At 47.4% G+C, this 16,804-nt stretch carries 15 protein-coding genes; 5 read left to right on the top strand and 10 right to left on the bottom strand.

Annotation, left to right across the window (positions count from 1 at the left end; all coding sequences use genetic code 11):
• Positions 1–277: 277 nt before the first annotated feature.
• The 5 genes from JFC06_RS03230 to JFC06_RS03250 form a co-directional block, all read right to left on the bottom strand.
• Positions 278–892, bottom strand: coding sequence for a hypothetical protein (locus JFC06_RS03230; RefSeq protein WP_193005424.1), 615 nt, complete (start codon positions 890–892; stop codon positions 278–280).
• 41 nt (positions 893–933) lie between these two features.
• On the bottom strand, positions 934–1,551 hold the full coding sequence (locus JFC06_RS03235; RefSeq protein WP_193005423.1) for a hypothetical protein: 618 nt from the start codon (positions 1,549–1,551) through the stop codon (positions 934–936).
• A gap of 115 nt (positions 1,552–1,666) precedes the next feature.
• Complete coding sequence (locus JFC06_RS03240; RefSeq protein ID WP_193005422.1) at positions 1,667–2,416, bottom strand: PhnD/SsuA/transferrin family substrate-binding protein; 750 nt, start codon at positions 2,414–2,416, stop codon at positions 1,667–1,669.
• 3 nt (positions 2,417–2,419) lie between these two features.
• Positions 2,420–2,914 (bottom strand): PAS domain-containing protein, encoded by a 495-nt coding sequence (locus JFC06_RS03245; protein WP_198333946.1) that lies wholly within the window; start codon positions 2,912–2,914, stop codon positions 2,420–2,422.
• Between the two features lie 272 nt (positions 2,915–3,186).
• The gene (locus JFC06_RS03250) at positions 3,187–3,549 is read right to left on the bottom strand and encodes a roadblock/LC7 domain-containing protein (protein WP_179797756.1); all 363 of its coding nucleotides are present in this window, start codon (positions 3,547–3,549) and stop codon (positions 3,187–3,189) included.
• A 470-nt stretch (positions 3,550–4,019) separates the two neighbouring features.
• Here JFC06_RS03250 and gdhA point away from each other — a divergent pair, with 470 nt between their 5' ends.
• Positions 4,020–5,366, top strand: coding sequence for an NADP-specific glutamate dehydrogenase (gdhA, locus tag JFC06_RS03255; RefSeq protein WP_198333947.1), 1,347 nt, complete (start codon positions 4,020–4,022; stop codon positions 5,364–5,366).
• A 346-nt stretch (positions 5,367–5,712) separates the two neighbouring features.
• On the opposite strand, the gene hutI is transcribed toward gdhA, so the two are convergent.
• The 5 genes from hutI to hutU all read right to left on the bottom strand — a co-directional run bounded on the left by hutI (position 5,713) and on the right by hutU (position 12,936).
• Positions 5,713–7,035 (bottom strand): imidazolonepropionase, encoded by a 1,323-nt coding sequence (hutI, locus tag JFC06_RS03260; RefSeq protein ID WP_406947914.1) that lies wholly within the window; start codon positions 7,033–7,035, stop codon positions 5,713–5,715.
• Positions 7,036–7,086: 51 nt separating this feature from the next.
• Positions 7,087–8,145, bottom strand: coding sequence for a formimidoylglutamase (hutG, locus tag JFC06_RS03265; RefSeq protein WP_198333949.1), 1,059 nt, complete (start codon positions 8,143–8,145; stop codon positions 7,087–7,089).
• A 33-nt stretch (positions 8,146–8,178) separates the two neighbouring features.
• Entirely contained in the window at positions 8,179–9,741 is a 1,563-nt protein-coding gene (hutH, locus tag JFC06_RS03270; protein WP_198333950.1) for a histidine ammonia-lyase, read from the bottom strand.
• A gap of 97 nt (positions 9,742–9,838) precedes the next feature.
• Positions 9,839–11,203: a YjiH family protein gene (locus JFC06_RS03275; protein WP_226949421.1), complete on the bottom strand. Its 1,365-nt coding sequence runs from the start codon at positions 11,201–11,203 to the stop codon at positions 9,839–9,841.
• A gap of 32 nt (positions 11,204–11,235) precedes the next feature.
• Positions 11,236–12,936, bottom strand: coding sequence for a urocanate hydratase (gene hutU, locus JFC06_RS03280; protein ID WP_198334035.1), 1,701 nt, complete (start codon positions 12,934–12,936; stop codon positions 11,236–11,238).
• Positions 12,937–13,212: 276 nt separating this feature from the next.
• Between hutU and JFC06_RS03285 the strand changes: the two genes are divergently transcribed.
• The 4 genes from JFC06_RS03285 (at position 13,213) to JFC06_RS03300 (ending at position 16,718) form a co-directional block, all read left to right on the top strand.
• Positions 13,213–13,950 carry a UTRA domain-containing protein gene (locus JFC06_RS03285; RefSeq protein ID WP_198333951.1) on the top strand — a complete coding sequence of 246 codons (738 nt, stop codon included), beginning with the start codon at positions 13,213–13,215 and terminating at the stop codon, positions 13,948–13,950.
• A gap of 362 nt (positions 13,951–14,312) precedes the next feature.
• Complete coding sequence (locus JFC06_RS03290) at positions 14,313–15,146, top strand: amino acid ABC transporter substrate-binding protein (RefSeq protein ID WP_198333952.1); 834 nt, start codon at positions 14,313–14,315, stop codon at positions 15,144–15,146.
• Positions 15,147–15,160: 14 nt separating this feature from the next.
• Positions 15,161–15,904 (top strand): amino acid ABC transporter permease, encoded by a 744-nt coding sequence (locus tag JFC06_RS03295; protein WP_287022324.1) that lies wholly within the window; start codon positions 15,161–15,163, stop codon positions 15,902–15,904.
• 70 nt (positions 15,905–15,974) lie between these two features.
• Positions 15,975–16,718, top strand: coding sequence for an amino acid ABC transporter ATP-binding protein (locus JFC06_RS03300; RefSeq protein WP_198333953.1), 744 nt, complete (start codon positions 15,975–15,977; stop codon positions 16,716–16,718).
• Positions 16,719–16,804 lie beyond the last annotated feature (86 nt).

Consider the following 16,804-nt stretch of genomic DNA (forward strand, 5'->3'; position numbering starts at 1 on the left):
AAGTCATGTAACGTTGAAACTTTAATGCAAGGGAAGGGGTGGGTTTTACACGGTCATAACAGTATGACCTAACATGTGATAAGTTGTTGTTAATTCTCAGGGTATTCTTATTGCTATGAGTCAGTCGCCCACTGTATCTATTTTAAATAGAATGGACGATAGAGCACAGGGTTTTAAAGGAGGGTGATGCGCCTATTTTAAAGTTAGGCGCATTTGCTATGGTGATTGATAAAGGGGGTGAGGTGACATTAAAGCGCGCGTAAAGCCCTCGCTTGGTTTAATTGAGAAATCTTAAGCCAGACGTTTTTAGTGCCCATACCAATTCCACAAAGGCACGACTGTTGGTCAAAGGCTCACCATCGATGATCAATACGTAACCTGAACCGTCAATCCATAAAAATACAAAACTGGTCTCAGGAATGAGCAAATCGACTTGCTGAAAAAACGAAATCGCTTGGCTTTCTACTGCCCAGCCCCGTTGTTTTTGGCGGAGCATAAAGCCTGAAAAATCGGCAGCCGCCACACTTAGCATGTCCGCTTCTTCTTGGCTGTAGCCAATCCGTGCGAGGCAGAACCCTTCATCAGAGCCGATGGCGGCACGGCGCTTACCAGACAGACTGGCTACTACATAAGGCAAAAACTGGTCTAGGGGCAGGTTGGGGGCAGGTAAAAATAAAGACAGCTTTTCAACCCAGCCTTTTTCTATAAAGCTCTGTAGCCATTCGTCAGAATAACGCTCAAGCCAGTTGGCGGCAAGCAGTGTCTGCTCATAGGACAATAAGTCTTGTAAGGACAGCTGTTCATCAGTGGGTTCACTTTGTGAAAATGCCTCAAAAATACCGGCTGGAGTTAGGGTCAAATACGTTTTATCAGCATTTAAGTAAGAGGACATAGCGGCTACCATTGTGATGAAAGTTATAAATAGGCGATAAATTAAGGTTTGACGGTTTGATCAAGGCTTTGTTGACAGTTGTTCCAACGTTCATCGAATTGCCAGTCGCTTTTGCCCAAGCGAAACCATACTAAGGAGAAGGCCAGTCGATCATTACGAGCGATACAGTGAGCAAAGAACTCATTTTCGATATGCTCAATCGTGCCCCAGTCTTTATCATCACGCGCTTGCATCAGCTCGGTGGCGATATCTTTAGAAATTTCTTTGGCATCGTCACTACTGATCCGTAGGCGCTGTTTTTGTTCATTGAGCGAAGGGGATACCAATACACTCCAGCGAGTTGCCAGCATACTGTTGCGCTGGATATACCTTTTTTTAGCAATACAATCGCGAAACCCTTGTTGAACGTGAGGGTACAGGCGATCCTTGATACGGGTAAACAGATTGTTTACATCATAAGGAATATCATACCAGCAGCCATAAAAAAAGTCTGCGACAGCCCCTTGCAGTGGCTCTTTTTCTGTTAACAGTAAGGCTGCATTGATACGTTGCTCATGAAAATGACGGTTATTGGGTGCCAAAAACACTTTACGCGAGTACAAGCGAAACACTCGGCGCGCTTCCATCTCATTTTCTTTGATGAGGTCCAAATCAGACATAATAGTGTCCTTTAAGTCATAGTGGCTATGCTATCGCTAATATTATATAGCCACTATTGAGCTGCTGTAGGGTATGACCTAACTAAACAAGATGCGGCAAAATGTTAACTGATGGCTAATCAAGTAAGGTCTGCATCAAATCTATCATAAATTCAGCATCTTCTTCCGTCATTGCTTCAAACCCTTGCGGCATACCAAGTTCAGTCAAGGCTTCTTTGCCTTCGTCATCGTTATGCAAATTAAGTATGGCATCCATAAAAATCTGTGTATCAGAAAACCCATCTTTGATCAAAAGCACATGGCTAATATCAGCCAAATCACTTTCGATGAGGACGGTTAGCTGAGTTTTGGTCAGACGGGAGAAGCTGTGAAAAATCTCTGCCAAGAAAAAGGCGGCTTGGGCGTCACCTTTGATGACTTTACGGGCGGCGGCTTGATAAGTTTCAGTGACGTCCCACTGCAGGTCGGCTTCTTCTATGTCGACGGCTTCTAACAGTCGCAAACCGATCAGCTTAACATCGCGGTTATCTGCCATCGCTACGGTCGCACCAGCCTGAATATCTTCTAGGCGATTGATCTCGCTGTTTGCCCCCGCTGCAATGACCATCTCATCTGATTTTCCGATGGGGCGTGCAACGGCGCGGTATCCTTGCTCACGGATCAGGGTTGCGGCATCAAACGGATTGGCGTAAATGACCTGAATATCGCCTGCATTAATGACTTGCTCTTGTTCGGCATGTGATGCTGGGATGTTCAGGTGCATATTTAGATTAGCGCGTTTCTGAATCAACGTATTAAACATGTGCCAGCCTGCAAAACGCTCAGGCGAAAAATCTGGGGCGATTAACATATTGTGTGTCGTCATGATTTAGCCTTCCTCATTTTGTTTCATTTGGGCATACTGAGCCATCGCAGCTTCAATTTTACTGCGTGATGGCTTGCGGCGTACAGAGGTATAACCCACTGTTTCGCCGCGACGAATATTTGGTACGACGGTCGCATAGACCCAATAATGGCTACCATCTTTGCACAAGTTTTTGACATAGCCGTGCCATTTTTGTCCAGCGGCGGCAGTGTCCCACAAATCTTTATAAGCGGCTTTGGGCATGTCAGGATGACGCAAGATATAGTGCTGTTGACCGATCAGCTCATCAACATGGTAGCCGCTAATCTCGACAAACGCATCGTTGACGTGTGTGATGACACCGTTCAAATCGGTACGTGACACAATCAGCTTGCCATCAGGATAGGCGCGTTCAATACCAGTGTCGTAGACAGGCCGTGACGTACCATCATGGTAAGTCAAGGTAATCTGTTCAGCTGGCAACTCAGGTTTATGTGCATCAGGGATTGGAGAACCCATCGTAATCTCCTTCATTTATCGTTATATTCACAATGATTAAAAAACCAATCTGGTATGGTACTCGTCGATAACATCACTTATTGTGAATCGGGTGTTTAGTGACTAGCAGCCCTCAGCACACATTCGCTGTTCATCTGACATAAATAGTGTGCGTTACCTTAAATAGTTTTTATAAGACAGTCACACAGTTTTGATTTAAAGTAGTACGGATTCAGTCAGGTGACATAGCGCCTAATACTAGTGTGCTATCGACAAAAATCTGACGTTACCAATCAGATAAGTTTGGCAAGGGCTTCTGAGGCACGTTTGATGTCCAAAAATATCAAACCAAGCTTCGCATTTGGCTTCGCCATAATAGTGAGCACCGCTTCATCTCCCGATGAGGTCATGATCACATAGCCTTTTTCACCTTGAATCATAATACGATCGATACCACCACGTGCCAGCTCACGACCTGCACGGTCACCCAATGACAATAAAGCCGCTGACATAGCACCAACGCGATCTTCATCAACGCCGGTCGGTAGTGCTGAGGCAATCATAAGGCCATCGTTAGAAATGAGGGCAGATGCTTCTACATCCGCTGATGAGCTGTTTAGGTCTTCCAAAATTTGCTGGAACGAATCTGTACGCATATCGATTTCTCTATGACGGGTTATTCAGTTGATAAAATAACTGTTAATAAGGGTGGAAATAATGTTGACTAAGTTCGTTATTATAAACCCTTACTGTTAATATTGATATAGATTGAGACAGACAAAAAGCTAAGTTTTTGGATTTTTATACCGTTCGAGTTGGATTATTGACCGCTCGTCCGTTTTTCATGTATAAAGGTAGATGCTATGTATACGTTCAAACAGGCTCAATGATTAAAAAGAGCTCTACAGTACCGTCAGGCTAAATGGATACAAGCCAATCCATCATCGCTTTAGAGTTATAAGACCCAGCACCAATCAGCTTTATCAATCCCATCGTCTCTGTACTAAATAGCGTGTAGAGGCAAATCCAGTCTTATATTGGCGTCCACAATCCTCTCGTTGTCTGTTAGACGAGACGACGTTGATGTAAGTAAACATGTTCACCATTTTTACCTTAAGGAAGATATATGAGTATCAGTCAGGCCATCGAAAAAGTCGAAGCACGTTATGCCCATCAACCTGAGTTTGTGCAAGCGGTAAAAGAAGTTGCCATTACTATAGCGCCGCTATATGACGCACATCCAGAATACGATACTTTTAAAATATTCGAGCGCCTCGTTGAGCCTGACCGTATTATTTGCTTCCGTATTAACTGGGAGAATGATAAAGGCGAAGTTCAAGTCAACCGTGGCTGGCGCGTACAGTTCAGTAATGCCTTAGGCCCTTATAAAGGCGGGGTTAGGTTTCACCCTACCGTCAATCAATCTGTTCTCAAGTTCTTAGGTTTTGAGCAAATATTCAAAAACGCTTTGACTGGCTTGCCAATGGGCGGCGGCAAAGGCGGCTCTGACTTTGATCCAAAAGGCAAAACGGACAGTGAAATCCGCCGTTTTTGTTATGCGTTTATGCGTGAGCTGCATCACTACGTGAATAAAGACATTGATGTGCCCGCAGGTGACATTGGTGTGGGTGGACGTGAAGTCAGCTACATGTTTGCGATGTACAAAAATTTAACGCGCGAATACGGCGGTGTATTAACGGGTAAAGGCGTAGGTTTCGGTGGTAGTTTGATGCGTACGGAAGCGACAGGCTATGGTGCCGTGTATTTCCTAGAGAACATGCTGGCTGTGCAAAACGATGATATTAAAGGCAAAAGAGTACTAATCTCAGGGGCGGGTAACGTCTCCTTACACGCAGCGGAAAAAGCTCACATGCTTGGCGGCATAGTCGTCACTGTTTCAGACTCACAAGGTACCTTGTACGATGAAGCAGGGCTGAATCAAGAGAAAATTGATTGGCTTAAAGCGCAAAAAGCAAAAAGTAAGCCATTGGCTGATTATGTGGATGTCTATGGCGGTGAGTGGCTTGCTAAACAAAAACCGTGGCAAATTAAAGGGGATATTGCCATCCCATCAGCGACGCAAAATGAAGTCAATGAAGGCGACGCTCAGCTCATGGTCAAAAATGGCATCAAATACGTGGTCGAAGGCGCTAATATGCCCCTGACTGCTGAAGCGATTGACTACATTCGTTTGCACCGCGTTCACTATGCGCCAGGCAAAGCCGCCAATGCAGGCGGGGTGGCTGTATCTGCGCTTGAGATGTCACAAAACTCAGTCCGTCAGTATAAAACCTTTGAGCAGATAGACTTGCGCCTCAAAAACATTATGAAAAATATTCATGATAGTGCTGCCGACGCCTCAGAACAGTATGGTCAAACCGAGAATGGCTATATCAACTATATGGCGGGTGCAAACATTGTAGGTTTTAAACGCGTGGCCGATGCACTGGTCGCTTATGGTATTTTAAACTAAGCAGCATATAATCTTGAGCATGATATAACTACCACGACATCATACCGCGTCTACTAAAATGAGTAGGCGCGGTATTTTTAATACTGTCCGATTGAGCGTTGATGGATCAACCCAGATGGTGTCTAAAAACACGTCATTGGAATAAGGTACGCTTATAGCTACGCAACATGGTCGAGATGACGCATACCGTCCATCAAAAATACGCGGCTTAAGTTCCTAATCGCAAACTATGTGCTTAGCGGCGACAAAGTCTTTTATGCTTACCAATAGCAAAGCCCCAATCCTATGATGATTGGGGCTTTTTTGCTTTGCCTATTTTTTTGCTTGCCTGCCTTTTTTGCTTGGTCTATACGGCCTTACGCCATTGTCCTTGCGACATAATACCTTCAATAGGATTAAGCCCTATCTGATAGGCCAGATCGGCAGGGCGAGTAATATCCCATAGGGCCAAATCCGCATCGCAGCCCACCTCTATTTTACCTTTATTTGACAACCCTAATGCTTGTGCGGCATGTAGCGTTGTCCCCGCCAATACTTCCTCAGGCGTTAAGTAAAATAACGTACAGCCCATGTTCATCGCCAATAATAATGACGTGAGTGGTGAAGTGCCAGGATTGCAATCGGTTGAAATCGCCATCGGGACTTGGTACTTACGCAAGGCGTCAATCGGTGGCAATTTGGTATCACGTAAGGTATAAAAAGCGCCCGGTAATAGTACCGCCACGGTATTGCTTGCGGCCATTTTTTTGATGTCTGCTTCTGATAAGTGCTCTAGATGGTCACTTGATAGACCTTGGTACTCGGCGACCAAGGCGCTACCGCCTATATCAGACAACTGCTCAGAGTGCAGTTTGACTGGCAAATCCAATGAGCGTGCAACCTCAAACACTCGCTTGATCTGTGCGGTGTTAAAGGCAATGTTTTCACAAAAGCCATCGACCGCATCGACTAAACCTTCTGAATGTAGTATTGGCAGCCACGCGCAGACTTGTTCGATATACTCATCTGCACGGTCCTGCATGTGAGACTGATATTCAGGGGGCAGAGCATGGGCGGCCAGATAGGTGGTGCTCACATGAATCCCGTGTTTGTCACCAAGCTTACGAGCGACTGTGAGCATTTTGCGTTCAGTGTCTAAATCCAAGCCATAACCGGATTTGACTTCGATGCTGGTGACGCCTTCTTGAATGAGCGCGAGCAGACGTTTTTCACTTTGGGCAAACAGTGTCTCGATGCTCGCCTCGCGTGTGGCACTAACGGTTGCCACAATACCGCCGCCTTGTGCAGCAATATCTTGGTAGCTGACCCCTTGCAGACGTGCTTCGAACTCATTGCTACGGTTGCCGCCATAGACGATGTGAGTGTGACAGTCGATAAGCCCTGGTGTTAGCCATTTACCATTGCCATCTGTGATTTGCTGGTCTTGATATTGAGACAGGTGAGGAGTGATTTGCTCATGTGCGCCAATCCACGCAATCTTGCCGTTTTTGATACCGAGGGCTGCATTCTCTAGCTGGCCGTATGGACTGCTATCAGTGCGATCACTTGCATAAATATCGAAACCATACTGTGCTGAAAAAGTTGCGATATTGGCATTGATAATGATGTGATCAAACGATGCGACACTGATATCGTCGATAGGTGTGTGTTCCATTGTGTGTGGCGTCATTGGGTTTGTCGTATTCGTCATACTATGCTCCTGATTATTTTGCCAGTGCGTTTAGCTGACAAGTAAGTGCTGTTCTACAATAGTTGCCAATAAACGAGCAGCGACTTTACAGCTGCGGTTATCAACATCAAAGGTAGGGTTAATCTCGGCAATGTCTGCCATTTTTACTTTGTTTGATGCCATGATACGTTTGACCATGCGCTCAACGAAACTGAGCTCAATACCATAAGCGGCTGGCGCACTGACACCAGGGACGACGCTGGAGGGGAGACAATCCATATCAATGGTCATATAAAGCACATCAACCTGACTGATAAAAGTATCAATCTGCTTAGCTAAGCTCTCCCAAGGCTGATAATGGCAGTCCTCGTCACTGATGACCTGTACGCCTAGTTGCTCGGCGCGATCAAAGAGGGCGGCGGTATTCGAAAACCGACTGACCCCAATGCAGCAATAATGAAACGGCTGATCATGGGTATCAAGGTGCTCAGCAATTTGGCGAAACGGCGTTCCAGAGGTGGCTACATCCGACTGGCGAATATCGAGATGCGCATCAAAATTAATAACTCCGATCGTAGGTGTTGTCCTTGTGACGGTTTTACTATTTATAGCGCTCTCATTAGTATCATCATGCGTCTTCGTTAACGCCTGCCACAACCCTAAAAAACTGCCATAAGCGATGGCGTGACCACCGCCAAGTCCGATGGGTAAGCCGCCTTGTTTAATAATGTGGCTGACCTTATCGGCATACGTGGTTTGAGCCGCCTCAAGGATGCTCGCCGCAAAATCATCATTGTCATGGCAGTGGATATCGCCTGCATCACCCAATAAGGTTGGCAATTGACCATCAAAGCGTTGTTGTAACTCTTTGATGACAGGGAGCGCAGCAAATGCCTGACGGATGAGTGGCGGTGCTGCTCTTGCACCCACGCGCCCTTGATTGCGTCTGACACCTTGGTCACAAGCGAAACCAATCAGCCCAACAGGTTGCTGCTCATAAGGCTGAGCTAGCTGATACCAGTAGCGGGCACGCGCCGTCTCAAACGGCTCTGCGCGCCCTGTCCAGCGAGTCATATCGGCGACAGTGTGGCTAACAGTTGCGATGGTCATTGTCGATCTCCTTAGCATAAGCTCAATGAGCCTTTATTTTGACTCATACCAATTACTGCGTAGTGCTTGCCAGTGCTCAGTCAGCGTGCCATCTAATACCAGCTGTTTGGCCGCTTCGATATCAGGCGCTAGGTAGCGGTCTTTGTCATAAAAAGCCACTTGCGCGCGTAGTTTTTGATGTGCGGTCGTCAACATCTCTGAAGTTTCTAGGCCGCGATGAAAGTCGATCCCTTGTCCAGCCGCCAATAGCTCAATACCGATAATGGTTGCCGTGTTTTGCGCCATCTCGTATAGACGTCGTGCGCAATAGGTCGCCATCGATACATGGTCTTCTTGGTTGGCAGAAGTCGGGATACTATCGACACTGCCGGGATGCGCGATGGATTTATTTTCTGAGGCCAGCGCTGCTGCTGTGACATGGGCAATCATAAAGCCTGAGTTCACCCCAGCATTATCAACCAAGAATGGTGGTAGTCCACCGGATAAAGTTGCATCAATCAGCAAGGCCACACGGCGCTCAGACATAGAACCAATCTCGGCGATTGCCAAGGCTAAAGTATCCGCGGCAAAGGCAACGGGTTCAGCATGAAAGTTACCCCCTGAGATGGCAACAGGGCCGTCTTCATTATTAAAAATGAGTGGGTTATCGGTCACGGCATTGGATTCAATGAGTAAGGTTTTGCCAGCTTGATTGATGATATCAAGGCAAGCGCCCATCACCTGCGGCTGACAACGCAAGCAGTAAGGATCTTGTACTCTATCGTCTTGCTCGCCATCATGCGAGGCGCGAATGGCACTACCTTTGATGAGCTGGCGGTGTGCTTTGGCGATTTCAATTTGACCATGATGGCCACGTACTTCATGAATACGGGCATCAAATGGCGAGTCTGAGCCTTTGGCCGCGTCAATAGACATGGAGCCGACGATGGTTGCTGTCTCAAGTAGGTCGCGCGCTAAGAAGTAGCCACGTAGGGCGAGCGCCGTTGAGACTTGTGTACCATTGATGAGGGCAAGACCTTCTTTGGCCGCTAGAGTGATTGGTTCAAGTCCGTGCTGGGCTAAAGCGTCGGCCGCGAGGACTTTTTTACCATCAACGTAAACATGGCCTTCACCCATCATGGCAAGCGTCATATGGGATAGAGGCGCTAAATCACCAGACGCGCCAACTGAGCCTTTGGCAGGGATATTGGGGGTAATTTGATGGTTGATTAAGCCAAGTAAGCTATCGACCACAGCGCGACGTACGCCAGACACCCCTTGCGCTAGGCTGGCAACTTTCATCACCATAATGAGGCGAACCACACTGTCTGGCAGCGCCTCGCCCGTACCCACTGAGTGAGACACGATCAGGTTACGTTGCAGCAGCTCAAGCTGGTCATCACTAATACGGGTCTTTGCTAACAGGCCAAAACCAGTGTTGATACCATACGCGCTTTTGTCACGCGCAATGATGGTCTGTACATCTGCATGGGACGCATCTATCGCCTCATAAGCGCTATCAGGCAGGGTCAGTACCACAGGCTGCTCATAGATATCGCGTAGCATCTCAAAGCTAAGCTTACGCGGGTGTAGTGTGAGTTTTTTGATATCAGTCATGGGGGTAATCCTAATTTTATAAGCGATAGTAGTGATTTGCTATCTATACAGTGGTTGCAGGTATGGTATCTCAGTTTTTTGTCCAATCTGGTGTTTCTTATCCAATCCAATTTAGGTACATGGCCAGCTGTCCAAATGCGGCAGCCAGTAAAATACTGAGAACCACGCGCTCAAACCAAATGATGACCATTTTGCCAACAGAGACTGGGATTTCGGTTGCCAGTACACACGGAATCATGGCAGAAAAAAACAGCACACTGCTAATGGAGATAACGCCTGCCACGTAGCGTGTCAATATATCGGCCTCACTGAGTAATAAAGCTGGCAAGAACATCTCCGCCAACCCTGCTGACATACCTTTGGCAGCCACCAGCGGCTCTGGTAACCCGCCAAGCCATGTAAAGGGGTAGAGTAGTAAACCTAATGCGTCAAACACTGGCGTGTACTTGGCCAATAGTAATCCTGTTAAGCCCACAGCGATAATGGAAGGCACAATCGCCGCTGCCATGGTGAGACCGTCACGAAAGTTCGACCATAAAATCTGTTTGAGATCTGTTGCGCGACGTGACGTCGATAAACCCAAATCAAACGCTGCTGCCAGTCGGGTGCCACGTGTATGGTCGAGGTCGGGACGCTCAACCTCGTCATCAAAAAGGCTGATCGGCGGAATACGGGCGGTAATGGCAGTGACAATAAATGTAATCACCAATGTCGACCAAAAGAACACATTCCAAAATTCCATCAGACCGAGCGTTTTTGCCACAATCACCATAAACGCGGCTGATACGGTCGAAAATCCCGTTGCAATGATAATGGCTTCACGCGCTGAATACTGCTTTTGCAGGTACACGCGATTGGTGATCAGTAGACCAATAGAGTAGCTACCCACAAAAGACGCCACCGCATCGATTGCCGATGACCCCGGCGTTTTCCAGATAGGTTTCATAATGGGCTGCATAAGAACGCCAACCATCTCTAACAAGCCGAAACCGACGAGAAAGGCCAAAATTAACGCCCCAAGCGGCACAATCATGCCGACGGGTAATGCCAGTTTTTCAAATAAAAACGGCAGCATGTCGGTTTCCATCATAACGGCAGGCGCGGTACCGGTAATATACATCACTGCTAGTATGAGACCGATGACTTTGAACACAGTCATAATCATATGGGTGATGTTTTTGCGCCATGAGCCATCTATAAATGGTTTACTGACCCCATAAAGCATCAATAAAAATAGCAAGGTGACAGATAATGTATGCTGCTGATTTACTAAGTAGGTCGCGCCATGATCGAACAAGATCGTGCTTTTTTCACCAATGGTAAACGGCACGAAAAACATAATTAAGCCAATGGCACTAAACACAACAAGCTGTATCAGCGCCACAGGTTTGGACAGTAGTTTTTCTGGTGGGGGTGGCGCTGCCGCAGCGCCGATCGTGGTAGCCGTATTTTGCTCGATCATGTTATCCTCCTTGATAAACGGTTTTAGATGATCTACTTAATCATCGGCAGGTTTAGACCATACTCTTTAGCGGTTTTGATGGCGAGCTCATAACCTGCATCTGCATGACGCATGACCCCTGAGCCGCAGTCATTGACCAGTACGCGTGCTAAGCGTTTGGCGGCGGCATCCGTACCATCAGCGACGATGACCATGCCAGAGTGCTGCGAGTAACCCATGCCAACGCCGCCACCATGATGCAATGATACCCAAGTCGCACCGCCTGCAACATTGAGCATGCCGTTCAATAGCGCCCAGTCAGATACTGCATCTGAGCCATCTTTCATGCTTTCTGTTTCGCGGTTGGGGCTAGCAACCGAGCCTGTGTCTAAATGGTCACGACCGATGACGATAGGGCCTTTTAGCTCACCATTTTTGACCATCTCGTTAAAGGCGAGGCCTGCTTTGTCACGCTCACCCAGACCTAACCAACAGATACGCGCAGGCAGACCTTGGAATTGAATGCGCTCTTTTGCCATGTCAAGCCAACGATGGACATGGGTGTTTTCAGGGAACAGCTCTTTGATTTTTTGATCGGTTTTATAAATGTCTTCTGGATCACCTGACAGTGCCACCCAGCGGAACGGGCCTTTGCCTTGGCAAAACAGCGGGCGAATATAAGCGGGGACAAAACCGGGGAAATTAAAGGCGTCTTTCACCCCTTCATCAAACGCCACCTGACGGATGTTGTTGCCATAGTCGGTTGCAGGAACCCCCATCGCTTGCAGATCTAAAATCGCCTGTACGTGTGTGGCACAAGAAGCCGCGGCGGCTTTGGTGAGGGCTGCGTGTTGCTCAGGGTCTTCTTGAGCGGCTTTCCATTCTTCAACCGTCCAACCACTTGGCAGATAGCCATTGATCAGGTCATGCGCTGAGGTCTGATCGGTGACCAAATCAGGCTTGATGTCACCTGCGCGGGCGCGTTTGACCATCTCAGGCAATATATCTGCGGCATTACCAAGTAGCGCGATGGATATGGCTTCACCAGCAGCCGTATGCTGTTTAATCAACTCATAGGCGTGGTCCAGATCATCCGCTTGCTTATCGACGTAACCGGTGCGCAAACGAAAATCGATACTAGATTGTTGGCATTCGATGTTTAGAGAAGTCGCACCAGCAAAGGTCGCGGCTAGTGGCTGCGCGCCGCCCATGCCACCAAGACCAGCGGTCAAAATCCAACGTCCTTCCCAGCTGCCATCATAGTGCTGACGACCCGCTTCGACAAAGGTTTCATAAGTACCTTGAACGATGCCTTGCGTACCGATATAGATCCAGCTGCCAGCAGTCATCTGACCGTACATAAACAAGTCTTTGCGATCCAGCTCATTGAAGTGCTCCCACGTCGCCCAGCGCGGTACAAGATTGGAGTTGGCAATCAAGACACGCGGCGCGTTTTCATGAGTCTGGAAGACACCAACCGGTTTGCCTGACTGTACCAATAAGGTCTCGTCGTCTTCTAGCTCTTTGAGAGACGCTAAAATTTGGTCATAGCTTTCCCAGTTACGCGCAGCACGTCCGATACCGCCATAAACCACCAGGCTTTTTGGGTTTTCAGCGACATCAGGATGCAAGTTATTTTGTAGCATGCGATAAGGGGCTTCGGTCAGCCAGCTCTTGCAGTGAAGTGTACTGCCAGTGGGTGCGGCAATATCACGACTCTCATCACGGCGGGTGAATTCAGCGCTGTTACTCATTCCGTTCTTGGTAGTCATGCTCGGTCCTTGTGATTGTTTATAGAGGGGTTGTTTACACAGTTTTTAGAAAGATTATTTGGTACAATGAATAAGTTGTATATACAAATTATCAAAGATTATTTTTTCATGCAAGGATTTTTTTATTGATGCCCTCATTATTTTTGTGATCGATTTAGCAAATACCGAGCGCTTTGGGGTATTGGCTGAGGCTTGTGGCGCAGTCTCATGATATTATGGCGCTATTCTTACTAGCAGAACTGACGGTTAAAGACGGATATGAAAAAAACGATACCGGCGTATCAACGAATAAAAAACGCCATACTAGACAATATCCACTCTGGTAAGTGGCAAGCGGGCAATGCGATTTCTACAGAAATGGCACTGGCTGAGGAGTTCGGGGTGTCGCGGATGACGGTCAACCGCGCCTTAAAAGAGCTGAGTGAGGAGCGGGTGCTGGAGCGTCGGCAAGGGTCGGGGACATTTGTCGCACAGCAACAGTTCAATCACACCTTTGTGGAGGTGCGTAATATCGCGCAGGATCTAAAGTCGGCCAATCGTGACTATGAAGCGAAGGTTGTGAGCAAGCGTGCGGTGACGGCTGATATGCTCGATGAGGAGCTGCGACGTAAATTTGATATAGAGAAAGATCATGGCGTAGATAACAGCAGTCATGCGCCCGTGCTATATGAGGTAAAAATCATCCATTTTGCGGATGGTCAGCCCATCCAGTTCGAAGAGCGCTGGGTCGACGCCCATAAAGTCCCAGAATTTATGGCGCAAGATTTTAGCGTGGTCAATACCAGTGAGTATTTAATTGCCAAAAGTCCATTAGAGCGGGGCAGCTATACCATTCGAGCAATAGCAGCACCTGACGAGATCGCCCGTTTTTTACAAATCGCACCGCAGTCGCCGACCCTAGTGTTGCGTCGCCAAACCTACTCGGCAGGTCAAGTGTTGACCTTTGTCAAAATGTGGCATGCTGGTGATCGTTATCAATTCTCAGGCGAACTGTAAGCACCTGACGCACGCTCACGGTTTTTGTACGTTTATTCTCACTTAAGTGCGCTATAGTCGTTTTAATTAAAGAACAATACCGTGCCTCTGAGATGAATGGTTCGCAGCCTCTGTTTGGCCGAGTGTTGAGGACGTTCTAATTCACTGGCGCTAAAGTTAAAAGATTGCCTAAAACGGTCTAAAATTTCACAATTAATGTAAAAACAGCATTGAAAAATATGCTGTGTATCCTCAAATCGGGCAGCCAAAGCCAAATATTGTAGGACAAATATGTGTTTTAATATCTGTCTGGGCGGGTTTTCTCCTTATTAGCTGTTATTTATACACGCCGATTTACTCATTCACTCTTATAAGGACGTCTTATGAAACGTCGTACTCTTTTAGCCCTAGCCGCCAGTACACTGTTACTTGCTGCTTGTGGCCAGTCTACTAGTGATACCGATAACAATACGACGGACAGTGCTGCGACAGGCGGTTCGGACTTGCTGCAACGTATCAATAATGGTGGCACCATCAACGTTGGTACAGAAGGGACTTATCCACCGTTCACTTATCATGATAAGAGTGGAAAACTCACAGGCTATGACGTCGAAGTGACACGTGCCGTTGCTGATAAGCTAGGCGTAGAAGTCGAGTTCAAAGAAACCCAGTGGGATGCCATGCTGGCAGGTTTGGATTCAAAACGCTTTGATATGGTGGCCAACCAAGTCAGCTTGACCACGCCTGAGCGTAAAGCGAAGTATGATAAAGCCATGGCTTATAGCTGGTCAGGCGCGGTGGTCTTGGCCCCAACTGATGACAATCGTTATGGCTCTTGGGAGGACTTAAAAGGCCTACGCACTGCGCAATCACTCAGCAGTAACTATGGTGAGCTGGCAGAACGTTATGGTGTAGAACTCGTCCCTGTCGATGGTATGGCGCAAGCAATCCAGTTGGTCAAACAAGACCGTGCTGACTTTACCATGAACGACAACCTTGCTGTATTGGATTATCTAAAAAAATTCCCAGATGCGGAGCTTGAGATTAAATTGACAGCGCCTGCGAGCGAGCAACGTGGTTCAGGTTTGGTGCTCATAAAAGGGGACGATGCCGTTGTAGCAAAACTGGATGAAGCGATGGCAGAGTTGGCGGCTGATGGTACGCTCACCAAACTTAGCGAAGAATTCTTTGGTGCTGATGTAAGTCAACAAAAATAATGTCAGGGTCTATCATGCCAGCTTCTATTATGTCTGTGTCGTGGTTTGCGGATTTATTGGCATTATTGCCGTTCATGAGCCCTGATCGGGCGCAGATTGTTATCTCGTCTTTTTGGCCCATGCTCAAAGGTGGTATCTATTATTCGATACCACTGGCATTGATCTCGTTTGCTATTGGTATGGTGATTGCGCTGACAGTGGCGCTGATTCGTATCGTTCCACGGGCAGGCTGGTTTCATGAGATTGTTTACAGACTGGCGCGTATTTATGTGTCCGCCATTCGCGGGACACCCATGCTGGTTCAGCTGTTTATTATCTTCTATGGTCTGCCAAGTGTTGGCGTCAAGCTTGACCCCTTTCCTTCAGCGATTATTGCCTTTTCGCTCAATATTGGCGCTTATGCGTCAGAGACAGTGCGTGCCTCAATTTTGTCTATTCCAAAAGGCCAATGGGAAGCAGGATCGACCGTTGGTTTGACGTACTTACAGACCTTTCGTCATGTCATTTTGCCACAAGCACTCAGAGTATCGGTGCCGCCTTTATCCAATACGTTTATTAGTCTGGTAAAAGACACCTCATTGGCGTCATTGGTGTTGGTGACTGAGCTGTTTAAGCAAGCGCAGATAATCACGGCGCGTAACTACGAGTTTATGCTGGTCTATACCGAAGCGGCGATTATTTACTGGGGTATCTGTCTGTTCTTAACCTTTATCCAAGGTAAGCTTGAAACCCGTCTTGATCGTTACGTGGCAAAATAGCGGATGGCTCACCTTTCAATATTTTTAATTATTCCATAGTTTCAGTATCCTTTGTAGCACAGGAACCTTTATGATCAAAGTCACTAATATCCACAAAGCCTTTGGGAGCAATCAAGTGCTCAAAGGCATCGACTTGACGATTCATAAAGGGAAGGTGGTCGTCATATTAGGGCCATCAGGTTCGGGTAAAACCACTTTTTTGCGTTGTCTCAATGCGCTTGAGATTCCGGATCAAGGCGTTATTGCCTTTGATGATGGCAGCTTAACCGTTGATTTTGCCACCAAACCTAAGAAAAAAACCTTACTGGCGCTGCAACGTAAGTCGGGTATGGTTTTTCAGTCTTATAATTTGTTTCCGCACAAAACAGCAATCGAAAACTTAATGCTTGGTCCTACGGTGGTACAAGGGCAGAGCAAAGCGCAAGCCCGTGAGCAGGCATTAGTGCTGCTGGATAAAGTGGGGTTGTCGGATAAAGCGGATCTCTATCCGTTTCAGTTGTCTGGTGGTCAGCAGCAGCGTATTGGGATTGCCCGTGCGCTGGCTATCGAACCGTCGTTATTACTGTTTGATGAGCCGACATCTGCACTTGATCCAGAGCTGGTACAAGATGTCCTTGAAACCATGAAGCAGCTGGCCTCTGAAGGCTGGACGATGGTGGTGGTGACTCACGAAATCAACTTTGCCCGTGACGTGGCGGACCATGTGGTGTTAATCGAAGACGGGCATGTGGTTGAAGAAGGCAGTGCTAAGCAATTATTTGAGGACTCAAAACACCCAAGAACGCAGGCATTTTTACAGCGTATCGAGCAGTAACCCGCTTAAGCTTGGTCGCATGGTTGAGCAAATCACTGATGCGTGGATCCTTGATGGGTACGGTCAATCTTGAAAAAAGAAAGCCC

Source organism: Psychrobacter namhaensis (assembly GCF_016107545.1).
In the GTDB taxonomy this organism is placed as follows: Bacteria; Pseudomonadota; Gammaproteobacteria; order Pseudomonadales; family Moraxellaceae; genus Psychrobacter; species Psychrobacter namhaensis.

Coding starts and splice junctions, on each gene's coding strand:
- JFC06_RS03230 (WP_193005424.1), bottom strand. CDS start 892: ATGTCCTCTTACTTAAATGCTGATAAAACGTATTTGACCCTAACTCCA.
- JFC06_RS03235 (WP_193005423.1), bottom strand. CDS start 1,551: ATGTCTGATTTGGACCTCATCAAAGAAAATGAGATGGAAGCGCGCCGA.
- JFC06_RS03240 (WP_193005422.1), bottom strand. CDS start 2,416: ATGACGACACACAATATGTTAATCGCCCCAGATTTTTCGCCTGAGCGT.
- JFC06_RS03245 (WP_198333946.1), bottom strand. CDS start 2,914: ATGGGTTCTCCAATCCCTGATGCACATAAACCTGAGTTGCCAGCTGAA.
- JFC06_RS03250 (WP_179797756.1), bottom strand. CDS start 3,549: ATGCGTACAGATTCGTTCCAGCAAATTTTGGAAGACCTAAACAGCTCA.
- gdhA (WP_198333947.1), top strand. CDS start 4,020: ATGAGTATCAGTCAGGCCATCGAAAAAGTCGAAGCACGTTATGCCCAT.
- hutI (WP_406947914.1), bottom strand. CDS start 7,035: ATGACGCCACACACAATGGAACACACACCTATCGACGATATCAGTGTC.
- hutG (WP_198333949.1), bottom strand. CDS start 8,145: ATGACCATCGCAACTGTTAGCCACACTGTCGCCGATATGACTCGCTGG.
- hutH (WP_198333950.1), bottom strand. CDS start 9,741: ATGACTGATATCAAAAAACTCACACTACACCCGCGTAAGCTTAGCTTT.
- JFC06_RS03275 (WP_226949421.1), bottom strand. CDS start 11,203: ATGATCGAGCAAAATACGGCTACCACGATCGGCGCTGCGGCAGCGCCA.
- hutU (WP_198334035.1), bottom strand. CDS start 12,936: ATGAGTAACAGCGCTGAATTCACCCGCCGTGATGAGAGTCGTGATATT.
- JFC06_RS03285 (WP_198333951.1), top strand. CDS start 13,213: ATGAAAAAAACGATACCGGCGTATCAACGAATAAAAAACGCCATACTA.
- JFC06_RS03290 (WP_198333952.1), top strand. CDS start 14,313: ATGAAACGTCGTACTCTTTTAGCCCTAGCCGCCAGTACACTGTTACTT.
- JFC06_RS03295 (WP_287022324.1), top strand. CDS start 15,161: ATGCCAGCTTCTATTATGTCTGTGTCGTGGTTTGCGGATTTATTGGCA.
- JFC06_RS03300 (WP_198333953.1), top strand. CDS start 15,975: ATGATCAAAGTCACTAATATCCACAAAGCCTTTGGGAGCAATCAAGTG.